The organism is Pirellulales bacterium (assembly GCA_036490175.1).
Taxonomy (GTDB): Bacteria; Planctomycetota; Planctomycetia; order Pirellulales; family JACPPG01; genus JACPPG01.
This window is the reverse complement of the sequence record DASXEJ010000153.1, coordinates 62,012-73,537: the sequence shown is the minus strand read 5'-3', so window position 1 is coordinate 73,537 and position 11,526 is coordinate 62,012. Positions and strand designations below refer to the sequence as shown.

The following is an 11,526-nucleotide window of genomic DNA, read 5'->3' as shown; positions in this document are numbered from 1 at the left end:
ACCGGCCGCACATAGCCGTTTGGCGATTTCCTGGCGAACCGGTAAGCTGGATCAGACCTCTAGGCTGTGTAGAATAGAGATGAGGGCATTTCAGTCCACTCCGGAGAAGCAAGACCGTGGCGACATCCAGCGTCAGCCGGTACGTAGCGACTTCGCACAATCCGAATCGGGCCTTGGAGCTTGCCAAAGCGGCGGCCCAAACAGCGGCTGACAATCGAGGACGCGATGTCGTGGTCCTCGACCTCCGGGAAGTGACTTCTGAATTCGATTATTTCGTCGTGGTGACCGGCACCAGCCGCCGGCAGCTACACGCCATGAGCGAAGAGATCGACCATCGCCTCGAAGACGAGCTGGGCGACCATCGCCTGAGCATCGAGGGATACGTCGATAGCCACTGGATCCTGCTCGACTACGGCAGCGTGGTTATCCATCTGTTCGAGTCCGAGGCCCGCGATTACTACGCCCTGGAACAACTCTGGTGCATGGCCAAACGCGTGCCGCTCGAGTTGACGAAGCCCGAGCCGCCGAGCGCCCCCACGCTGCGCGCTCGCTAAATTCGCGGTCGTTCAGGTCAGTACGCTAAGCAGGCACGCCTGTCTCTTTTGGCCGATCTGGTTACACTGGCTCGCAGTGCGTGCAATGGTTCCTTCGCCCGCACGTGGTGTCTGCCTGGTGTCGGTTTTTCGTCGACTCGGATCATTTGCTGCGCGCTGAACAGCCGCAGAACTCCGCCATCGCGACATGGCCGAAACGTCCCCTTTGGTGTCTCTCGGAAAATGAACATCCTCCGCCAGCTACGACAGCGGTTCGCCACCGCGCTCGCGCATTTGGAGACAAGCCAGCCGGACGGTGCGCTCAAGATTGCCGATCTGGTCGATCTTGTGCGTCCCAGCCAGGAAGCCAAGTTCGGCGACTACCAGGCCAACATGGCGATGCCGCTCGGCAAGCTATTGGGACGTCCGCCCCGGGACATCGCCGCCGAGATCGTCAAGCACCTCGACGTGGCCGACATCTGTCAGCCCGCCGAGATCGCGGGGCCAGGCTTTATCAACTTGACACTCCGCGAGGATTGGCTGGCCATGCAATTGCGTGGCGCCGCCGAAGACACTCGCCTGGCCATCGAGCCCGTGACCGCGCCGCGGACGTTCATTGTCGACTATTCGGCCCCCAACGTGGCCAAGCCGATGCACGTCGGGCATATCCGTTCGACCGTCATTGGCGACAGCATCTACCGCACGCTGAAGTTTCTCGGCCACCGCGCGATCGGCGACAACCACATCGGCGATTGGGGCACCCAGTTCGGCATGATCATCTACGGCTACAAGCACTTTCGCGACGAGGCCGCCTGCCAGCGGTCGCGCGTCGATGAATTGGCACGGCTGTATCGCTTGGTGACTCAACTGGTCGACTATCACGAGGGTCAGCGCAAGCTGCCGGAGTTCGAGAAACGCGTTCGCGCAGCCGAGCAAACCCTGGCAACTCTCCGCGCGACGCCCGCCAGCGGCGACGCCAAGGCGGACAAGAAGGCCGCCCAAACGCTGCGCCGCGCCGATGCGGAACTGACCGAGGCCAATGCCGCGGTGGCCGATTTGCGTCGCCGCCTGACGGCCGTCGATTCGGACGCAGCACTCGCGAAACTAGCAGCCCAGCATGCCCCCATCGAGACGGCAGTGCTGGCCGAGACAGCCAAGCTGCACTCGGGCGATGCCGAGAACCTCGAGCTGTGGCGGCAGTTCATGCCCGACTGCATGGCCGCGATCCAGAGGCTTTACGACCGGTTAGGCGTCTCGTTCGACGAGACGCTAGGCGAGAGCTTTTACCACGACCGGCTGCAGGGCGTTGTCGACAGCCTGCTAAAGCAAGGATTGGCTCGCGAAAGCGACGGCGCCATTTGCGTCTTCAGCGACGACAATCCCGCGCCGATGATCGTGCGGAAGAAGGACGGCGCATTCTTGTATGCCACGACGGACCTGGCCACGATCCAATATCGCCGCGAGCGCTGGAATCCCGATGCGATGCTGTATGTGGTCGACCATCGCCAAAGCTTGCACTTCGAGCAATTGTTCGCCACGGCCAAGAAATGGGGCTTCGACAAAGTCCAATTCGCGCACCTCAGCTTCGGCACCGTGCTGGGGGATGACGGCCGTCCGTTCAAAACCCGCTCGGGCGATACCGTGGGACTGGAGGGATTGTTGGACGAAGCCGTCGAGCGGGCTTATCGAATCGTCTGCGAAAACGACGACTCTAAGCCCGATGGTCGCGAGCTTTCCGATGACACGCGCCGCTCGATCGCGCAGACCGTGGGCATCGCGGCGCTCAAGTATGCCGATCTGTCGCAAAATCGCACGAGCGATTACACCTTTAGCTACGACAAAATGCTGGCCATGAACGGGAACACAGCCACGTACATGCAGTACGCCTATGCCCGCGTGCGCAGCATTTTCCGCCGCGGAGGAATCGACATCGAGTCGCTGCGCGCCCGGCGCGTGCCCTTCCTGCTCGGCACGCCGGCCGAACGAGCCTTGGGGGTCGAAATCTTGCGATTCGCCGAGGCATTGGATGCTGTGCTGGTCGACTATCGCCCGAACCAGCTCACGGTTTACCTGTTCGAACTGGCCAATCGTTACTCGAGCTTCTTCGATCAGTGCCCCGTGCTCAAGGCTGACAGCGATGACCTGCGCAGCAGCCGACTGCTACTGTGCGATCTGACAGCGCGAACCCTGAAACAAGGTTTGGCGCTATTGGGGATCGACATCGTGGAGCAGATGTAGAAGCGCCATTGGGTGCGACAAACCGCCACTGTGACAGCACGAGTTTTTGCAGCCGTCAGTCCTTGGCCGGCACCAGCTTCACTTCGCGGAAGTCTCCCAGGGCTTCCTTGATTGGCCCACCGGCGCGCAGCTCGACGCCATAGTCACCGGCCGGCAAGTCGATTGTGCCGAACTTGGCCTTCTTGTGTTTTTGCCACGAACCGGTCGAGGGAATCGTCCCCTTGAGCTCTTCGTCTCCGGCGTCGAACAGGAATGTGTTCCCGGCCGATTCATCTGCGCACGACCATTCGAACCACACCTCGTAAACGCCCGGCTTGACGTCGCTCAGCTTCCACACGGCGCGGTCATCGGCCGTGTTCCACCAACCGAGGGCCTTATCCTCGGCCATGTACTGGAGCGTCGTGCCGTAGACTTCGCACTTGCTTGCGGGCAGCACCAAGGACCCGTCGGGCTTGGGAAGAATCGTCTCCGGCTTGTTACCGGCAAATGTCTTGGGATCCTGCGCCACGGCGGCCGACGTCAGACAAACGAGCACGACTACAACGGCGCGCGAACACTGCGGCAGTAACATATTCATGGCAATTTCCCTCTGCGGATGGCCGACTTGATGAACCCAACGCGAGCCAGGCTCAGACGAGTTCGGCGATCAACCGCCGCTCTTCCAGGATGTGACGAGGGCGACCGGCGAGATCGGCAAACGTTTGCTCGGGGTCGATTCCCAAGTGTCGATATACCATGGCCAGCACGTTTTCTGGACCGTAGGGACATTCCACAGGGACTTCGCCCTTCGAGTTCGAAGCGCCCACGATTCCGGCTTTCAGACCGCCGCCTGCTAGCAGCACGCTCATCAGCGAGCCCCAGTGGTCGCGCCCTGCATTGCGGTTCACACGCGGTGTGCGGCCAAACTCGCCCATCGCCACGACGAGCACGTCGCGGTCCAATCCACGCTGGTAGATATCGCGAACCAAAGCAGCCATGGCCTGATCGTAGCGAGGGCCGCGCTGTTCAATCGCCTGGGCAATCTTGACGTGATTGTCCCAGCCGGGATAGCGCACCGTAACGCAAGTCACTCCAGCTTCGACCAGCCGACGGGCCAGCAGCAGCGACTGCCCGATGTCGGTCAGACCGTATTCCTCACGAACTCGATCCTGTTCCTTCGAAATGTCGAAGGCGGCTTGGGCCCGTGGACCGGTGACCATTTCGAGTGCCTGCCGCGTGAAATCATCGATGGCCTCGGATGAGCCTTCCAGGTCGACAATCTGGCGCTGCACGTCGAGTGCCGTCAGCAGCGTGCGACGGTCCTCGAGTCGCGCGGCGTTGAGTCCGGTCGAGAGGGTCAGGTTACGCACCGAGAAATTCCGCTTACCGGCGTCGTTGATTGTCTCGAAGGGGTTGTGCGCCGTGCCGAGGTAGGCGGCGCCGCCATTGCGCATGAGGCGCGGTAGCGCCACATAGGCAGGTAATCCAGGTTCATTCGGCCCGCACACCCGCGCCGCCACAGAACCGAAGCAGGGCATCTCGTTAAGACCGGCTCTTTGGCTGCGCTTCAGAAAACCCGTTTGGGTCAGATGGCTCGATGCGTCGTGACTGTTCGAGCCGTGGTGAATCGAACGCACCACAGCGAGTTTATCGAGAAGTTGCGCCTGCTCGCGCATGTATTGACTGAAATAGACGCCAGGCAAGTTAGTTGCTGCGAAGTCCAGCGGTCCGCGAAATTCGCGTGGCGCGTTGGGCTTGGGATCATAGGTCTCCAGGTGCGACGGTCCGCCACCCAATTCCACAAAGATGACCGCCGCATTTCGCTTCGCCTGGACGTTGGTCTCCTCAGATCGCGAACGTAGCGCCAGCAAGTCCGCCAGCGTTAAGCCTCCCAGGCCCAGTGCACCGACCCGCAAAAAGCTGCGTCGATTAATACCGTCACAAAATCTCGTCGCGTTTCCGAAGAGAGTTAGCATCGAACGGCTCCTCGCGGCACAGTGGGAGAGCAGACAAGACCACGTTCGCAGACGCAATCAGCACCCAGCCAACCACGCTGCAGTGTGCTTGATTTTAGCCCGGTTCCGAGGCGCAAGTCCATATGCGATTGCCGGACGAGGGGGGCCGATTTTTGACGCTGAAAGCCGAGTCCGGCGAGGGCTAATCAGCCTTCGCCCCCTTCATCGCGCAAGAAGGCTTCTTGCAACAGATCGGCCTCGTGCCGGCTATGCTCGTCAATCCGACCCAACAGGTCGCCGATGTCGACGCAGACCCGCTCCAAGTTCGTGCGGTCTTCCGAGCCGATACGCTCCAGTTTCGCTACGAGCCGATGCACTCGATCGCGAAAATGCTCGTGTTCCTCCTTGAGCGCATGAATCTTCTCGGCCAGGTTAGGACTACACTCGAGCGCGGCCGACATGTAGCCGTCGTACTCCTCCAGATCCATGACGTGGTCGAGGTGGCGTTCCAGAGAGGCGGTAATGAACCTCAGGCTGCGCAGCTTTCCCGCCTGGTCGGTTCCCCGCGGCTCCCAGGCGATCGTGGTGCGAATGGCCTGCGTGATGTTGGTAAGCAGACGTTGCTCTAGCAAGGTTTGCTGGGCGATGTCGCGCTGGTCCATGGCATGCTCCGATTGCGGTGCGACCGGCGAACGGGCGGACCGCGGCAAATTGTCTTCACGGGCCCAACAAAAGTCAGTTGATTGGCTCATAGTCGAGTCCCTCTATTAGCAAATATACCGGGGAAATCGCCTGACATCACGCACAAAACTGAGCAGCTTGCGAAACCAGCAGGGTTCAAAGCGAAAAGCTATTTTCGATATGCGGGCACGAAGAAACAGAGCGCGCAAAGCGTTTTGCCGTCTCATACAGTCGTACGCGGTATAATTCAACGCATTGGAGGTTAAGCCGCGAATCGGCGCGCACGGTTTGAATTTCCAAAACGTTGCGGCGCGCAATACACCTATGGATTTAAACGTCCTCCGGAATCGGCGGACGCCAAACTCACTGCGATGTCGATGGATGCAAATCAGGTGCCGATCGAGCCCCGCCCGCCGGGTGGTTTCGCCCATGCGGCTGCTAAAGTGCGGGAATTTCCACAGACGCCGGGCGTTTATTTGATGAAGGATGCCGCCGGCGTCGTGATCTATGTCGGCAAAGCGGTCAATTTGCGATCACGTGCTGGCAGTTATTTTCTCAAGGCGGCGGCCGACGACCTTCGCACGGCGGATCTGGTGCGCGAGATTGCGGATATCGATTTCCTGGAGGCCGACAGCGAAGTCGACGCCCTCTTAATCGAGTCGCGGCTGATCAAAGACGTCCAACCTAAATTCAATCGCGATCTGAAGGACGACAAATCTTTTCCTTATCTGGAAATCTTCATTCGCGATGATTTCCCACGCGTGGAATTCACACGCGAGCCTAGTGAGCGCGGGACGAAACTCTACGGACCCTTTGCTAGTGCCGGCAGTTTGCGGGGCGCGATCCAGGTGCTGCAGAAGATCTTCAAATTTCGCACCTGCAGCCTCGACATCGACGAAGGGGACGAAAAGTGGCGCTGGTTCCGACCCTGCTTGCTGCACAGCATTCAGCAATGCACGGCCCCTTGCAATATGCGGATCTCGAAAGAGGAATACCGGCGCGACATCGCCCGGCTACGGATGTTTCTGGAGGGCAAAAAGGTCTCGCTGTTGGCCGAGATGCATGCCGAAATGCGGGCCGCGGCGGCCGAGCTGAAATTCGAAAAGGCAGCCCGCTTGCGCGACGAGATTTACGCATTGGAAACACTCGATCGGCGCGGCGAGCTGGACACCCACGTCCAACCCGAGGTGTTTTACATCGACCCCAAGAAAGGGCTATCCGGCCTGAAAAAAGTGCTCAAATTGGCCGAAACGCCGCGGACCATCGAGGGGGTCGATATCGCTCACCTGGGCGGCGGCGAAACCGTGGCCAGCCTGGTGCAGTTCATTGATGGGCTGCCGTTCAAACCAGGCTATAAGCGCTACAAAATCCGGCGCGTGGAAGGAATCGATGACTTTGCCAGCATCCATGAAGTTGTGGCCCGTCGGTTCAAGCGATTGGAGGACGAGGGGACAGTCTTCCCCGATCTGTTGTTGGTTGATGGCGGCCGCGGCCAGCTCAATGCGGCATTGGCCGCCTTCAAGGAATTGGACATTCGGCCTCCAACGGTGATTTCGCTGGCCAAACGCGAGGAAGAAATCTATATCGACGGGGCGGACGAGCCGCTGCGTCTTAGCCGGCACTCGTATGCTTTGCGCCTCCTACAGTACGTACGCGACGAAGCTCACCGCTTTGCGCAACATTACCACCACATTCTGCGCCGCAGGTCGACGCTCGGTGAGTAGAATCCGCAATCGCCAGCCTGGCCGTTCAACAACCACCGCTGGGATAAATTGGGTTTATCGCCCCAGGCGTGATCTGATAAGCTGCGCCAGGCATCAATCTTGCATTCCCTCGGCCGAGGCGCGGTCGCGGGGCAATGGCTCGCGAACCTAAGCTGTCCAAGCTAAGCATCGTTTGTGTCCTAGTTCGCCTTGTCGCGCCGTCACCTCTTTTTGCGTTGGCAGGTTGTGAAGCAGACTTTTTACGAGCGTTACAGCCGTTCGATCCTCTTAGGGGTAATCGCCCTGCTGCCGGTGCTGGTCTATGGCGCCAATAAGGCCGCCGAGACCAACCGCAACGATGTGAAGGACTGGCTCCCGCAAACCTTCCGGGAGACGAAGGATTACCATTGGTTCCAGCAGCACTTTGAAAACGAGACCCAGGTGCTGGTTAGCTGGGAGGGGGCTACGCTCGCCGACCCGCGCGTGGAAAAATTCTCGCAGCTAATCGTTCCCCCCTCGAAAGGGCAGACTAGTCCGATCGACGCGGGGCTTTTTTCCGGCATCTTTACCGGTCCGGAGTTGGTGCGCAAGCTCACCGAGCCCCCCTCCAACCTGTCGCGGGACGAAGCCGTGTCGCGGCTGGCTGGCTTGCTGGTTGGCAAGAATAACGAGCAAACCAGCGCTGTCGTCGCGCTCAGCGCGCGCGGACAAAAGAACCTGCACCAGACCTTAGACGAGTTGTATCGAGCCGCCGAGCTGGCCACTGGCCTACCCCGCCATGACATCTACCTGGGCGGACCGCCAGTAGACAATGTGGCGATTGACGTCGAGGGGCAAAAGACACTCCGCAAGCTGGCGCTCTTGTCGGCAATAGTCGGCTTGGGCTTGTCCTATTGGTGCATGCGGCAACTGTATTTGACAGCGCTGATTATTTTCTGTGCTGTCTATAGCGCCGGAATTGCGCTGGCGGCAGTCTATTTTACCGGCAGCACGATGGATGCCATCCTGTACACCATGCCGCCGGTGGTGTACACGGCGTCGTTGTCCGGGACGATCCATATCCTTAACTATTACCGCAACGCTGTACACGAGGGGGGAGTTGCCAGCGCTCCGGGCCGCGCGTTACGACGCGCCTGGGTGCCTTGTACACTCTCGGCCGGCACGACCGCTATCGGCCTGGCGTCGCTCTGTTCCAGCGAGCTGGTGCCGATTCGCTCGTTTGGCTTCTACGCTTCGTTGGGAGTCGTGGCGACGCTTACCCTGTTATTCTTGTGCATTCCTTCGGCGCTGCAAATTTGGCCGCCGCGCATTCCGCCTGCTCCGCCGGCGGATCCATTGGAAGAAGCAAACCACCGGTCGATCGTGAATCGCGTGGGATTGCGTCTGGGCTGGTGGATCGTGCATCACAATGCCCTGGTCTGCCTTGCATTTCTAGTGACGCTTTTCGGCTTTGGCGTGGGAGCCTGGTGGATCAAGACTTCGGTCAGTATTGCTAACCTGTTCTCGCCGGACGCCCAAGTGGTAAAGGATTACGCCTGGCTCGAAAGTCGGCTGGGGGGGTTGGTCCCCACCGAGGTCGTGCTGGTTTTCGACAACCACACGAACCATTTAACTTTCCTCGAACGGTTGGAGTTGGTCGATCGCATTCAGAAGCATTTGCAGGCGCTTCCTGAAGTAACGAGTGGAATGTCGGCAGCCACCTTCACCCCCCCCTTGCCGCCGGTAAAGACGGCGCGTCCCGAGCGGCAGGCCGGCGGAGCGTTCGGCAGGCTGTTGGTCCGCAATCCCGGTTTTGTCCGCCGCGACGTGCTCAACAAGCAATTAGAGGAACATCGTCGCGAGTTCGAGTTAGGAGACTATCTCAGCCACGACGCGGCCGATGGCAAGGACGACGACCTGTGGCGGATCAGCCTGCGGCTACTGGGGACCGGCGACATCGATTACGGACAGTTCGTCCGCGTTATCGAGAAAGAGATCCAGCCGTTCCTCGCGGCCGAGCAAGACAAAGGGGTCACAGGCATTTCGACGGTGGTCACCGGAGTGACTCCGGTCGTGTACAAGGCCGAGCGTGCGCTTTTAGAGGGACTGGTCGAGAGCTTTTTCATGGCCTTTGTGATCATGGCCGCGATGATGGCCGTGGTCTATCGCAGCCCAGCCGCCGGAGTGCTGGTGATGTTTCCCAATGTCTGGCCTATGGCGCTTGTATTTGGCCTGCTCGGATACACGGGCACGATCGTCGATATCGGCACCATGATGACTGCCAGCGTCGCGATGGGAGTTTCGGTCGACGACGCGGCCCACTACATAACCTGGTTTCGCTTCGGCATTGCCAAAGGCTACGATCACAAGACGGCGGCCGTGTACGCCTATCGCAACGCCGCGGTCGCCATGGCCCAAAGCTCGATCATCGTAGGGCTGGGGCTGGCCATGTTTGGCTTTAGCTCCTTCGTCCCCACGCGGATGTTCGGCCTGCTAATGCTGCTGCTATTGGCTTGGGGCCTGTTCGCAGACCTGGTGCTGATGCCGGCCATCCTGGCAGGCCCGATGGGACGGTTCTTTACGCACGGAATTACGGTGGAACCGACAGCAACCCGCGAAGCGAATCCCCGCTCGTAAGCTGTGTTGCGCAAAGACATCGGACGCTGGATATCGCTTCACCGCGCGGCAACGTAGTATGTTGAAATGCTGCGCCGCGTATGAGCAATCTTCGTTGCGTTGGGCGCGCGCCCTGGCTTTCCTATCGATTTCCCAGACAGCTACGAATGAACGAACTCGCCGAATTCGCGCTGGGGTTGGGAATCTTCTTCATCGGCATGCAGTCGGTGGGGGAACATCTTCGTCAGTTGGGCGGATCTGGATTTCGTTCGCTGGTGGCACGATTCACCTCGTCGGCATGGGCCGGCGCCGCTTTAGGCCTCGCATCCGGGGCCACGATGCAAAGCGCCACGGGCGTAACTTTTATTCTAGTGAACATGGTCGATAGCGGCTTGATCACGCCGCCAGCCACCCTGCCCGTCATTATCTAGACAAACGTGGGGCTCACGGCCCTGGCCTTTGTCGCCACGCTCGACATTCACCCCGTAGTGGCTTGGGGGGTTGGTCTATCGGGTGTTGCCGCTTCGCTGATCCGCCAGCGCGCGGCACGACAGGTAGCCAACGTTTTGGTTGGGATTGCCCTGTTGCTTTACGGGCTGCAGTCGATGGGTGCCGCGGCCGGCCCGCTCAAGCACGCCGAGTGGCTGCAACACGATATCGCGGCGATGTTATCGTCCGTGCCCGCTGCATTATTTGCTGGATTCGTACTGGCGGCCGTCCTGCAATCGAACACGGGCGCCGCGTTGCTGGTGATCACGCTGACCTCGGGGGGCGTCCTTGGATTCGAGACAGCCGTGATGATGATTTACGGCACGAACCTGGGGGCCATCGTGCTGCGGTTTTTATTGTCGCTCAGCATGCGCGGCACAACGATGCAGCTGGTCCGCTTTGAAGATTTGTTCTGCGTGGTCAGCGGCGTTGTGATGGTAACGCTTTTCTATATCGAGCGCTTGACGGGAGTTCCCTTGGTAATGGCGGCCGTCAAAGCTGTCAGCTCTGACGTTGCGCTACGTTTGGCGATGGCGTTCTTTCTGTCGAATTTGCTGCCGGCATTCATTGTCTTTGCGATTCGCACGCGCTGCCTGGCTTTGTTAGCCAGGATCTGGCCTGCGAGTGACGAAGCCGACGCAGCGCAGCCAAAGTATCTCACCGCCCGCAGCTTGGAAGACCCAGCGACCGCCGTGGACCTGATCCCGCGCGAGCTAGCACGGCTATTGGCCAGTTTGCAAGCCTCGGTGCGCACACACCGCGCGGGAACAGATTCTGGCGAAGTGGAAGATCGCCGCGCCGCCGATTATGCCGTGCTGACGACACGGATCGAAGAATCCGCCGGACAACTGGCTACCGCAGCGCTTCCCAAACCCGTCGCTGAGCGATTGAACATCGCCCGCGAGCTTACGGCGATCGTCGATTACATTGCCGAGGGCTATGTGCAACTGCGACAGTCGCACCGCGCTTTGCGCCACTTTCCAGGCACAGCCGACGTTCGCGACAAGGTGCTCGCCTCGACCGAATCGCTGTTCGGCGCCGCCGCCACGGCCGTCGACACCCACCAACCGGAGGCCATCGCGAAGCTGCGCGAGCAATCGCGCAGCCATAGCGAGTTGGTGGAACAGACGCGGGAATCGTGCGTGCGCGGCGCCGCGAGCGACGAGATTGGCGAAAAGGGAGTGGCCCAGCGGACGGCCACGCTTAAGCTACTGGCCGACTTCGAGCTAATCACCTGGACCGTTCATCGGCTGGCCAAGCTGCTGGAGCGTTTCGCCGCACCGGCAGAAGCAGCCAAGCCGAAATGAAACCTTCGCACCGCCTCCTCTAGCTTACCAATTCGCAAGCGTCGCG

General features: G+C 60.1%; 9 protein-coding genes. 6 read left to right on the top strand and 3 right to left on the bottom strand.

Translation table 11 applies throughout. The annotated features are described in order from the left end of the window. Nucleotides 1-116: 116 nt before the first annotated feature. The gene (rsfS, locus tag VGG64_12115) at nucleotides 117-554 is read left to right on the top strand and encodes a ribosome silencing factor (GenBank protein ID HEY1600343.1); all 438 of its coding nucleotides are present in this window, start codon (nucleotides 117-119) and stop codon (nucleotides 552-554) included. Nucleotides 555-776: 222 nt separating this feature from the next. After that, nucleotides 777-2,771 carry an arginine--tRNA ligase gene (argS, locus tag VGG64_12110; GenBank protein ID HEY1600342.1) on the top strand — a complete coding sequence of 665 codons (1,995 nt, stop codon included), beginning with the start codon at nucleotides 777-779 and terminating at the stop codon, nucleotides 2,769-2,771. A 55-nt stretch (nucleotides 2,772-2,826) separates the two neighbouring features. Here argS and VGG64_12105 read toward each other — a convergent pair whose 3' ends face one another. The 3 genes from VGG64_12105 to VGG64_12095 form a co-directional block, all read right to left on the bottom strand. Beyond that, nucleotides 2,827-3,348, bottom strand: coding sequence for a hypothetical protein (locus VGG64_12105; protein HEY1600341.1), 522 nt, complete (start codon nucleotides 3,346-3,348; stop codon nucleotides 2,827-2,829). Nucleotides 3,349-3,400: 52 nt separating this feature from the next. After that, on the bottom strand, nucleotides 3,401-4,726 hold the full coding sequence (locus VGG64_12100; GenBank protein HEY1600340.1) for a DUF1501 domain-containing protein: 1,326 nt from the start codon (nucleotides 4,724-4,726) through the stop codon (nucleotides 3,401-3,403). 185 nt (nucleotides 4,727-4,911) lie between these two features. Continuing rightward, the gene (locus tag VGG64_12095) at nucleotides 4,912-5,457 is read right to left on the bottom strand and encodes a hypothetical protein (protein HEY1600339.1); all 546 of its coding nucleotides are present in this window, start codon (nucleotides 5,455-5,457) and stop codon (nucleotides 4,912-4,914) included. Nucleotides 5,458-5,757: 300 nt separating this feature from the next. Between VGG64_12095 and VGG64_12090 the strand changes: the two genes are divergently transcribed. The 4 genes from VGG64_12090 (at nucleotide 5,758) to VGG64_12075 (ending at nucleotide 11,480) form a co-directional block, all read left to right on the top strand. Next, a complete protein-coding gene (locus tag VGG64_12090; protein HEY1600338.1) occupies nucleotides 5,758-7,110 on the top strand; it encodes an excinuclease ABC subunit UvrC in 1,353 nt (450 codons plus the stop codon). Nucleotides 7,111-7,335: 225 nt separating this feature from the next. Then, nucleotides 7,336-9,705 (top strand): MMPL family transporter, encoded by a 2,370-nt coding sequence (locus tag VGG64_12085; GenBank protein HEY1600337.1) that lies wholly within the window; start codon nucleotides 7,336-7,338, stop codon nucleotides 9,703-9,705. A gap of 146 nt (nucleotides 9,706-9,851) precedes the next feature. Further along, nucleotides 9,852-10,115: a hypothetical protein gene (locus tag VGG64_12080; protein HEY1600336.1), complete on the top strand. Its 264-nt coding sequence runs from the start codon at nucleotides 9,852-9,854 to the stop codon at nucleotides 10,113-10,115. 6 nt (nucleotides 10,116-10,121) lie between these two features. Beyond that, nucleotides 10,122-11,480 (top strand): hypothetical protein, encoded by a 1,359-nt coding sequence (locus VGG64_12075; GenBank protein HEY1600335.1) that lies wholly within the window; start codon nucleotides 10,122-10,124, stop codon nucleotides 11,478-11,480. Nucleotides 11,481-11,526 lie beyond the last annotated feature (46 nt).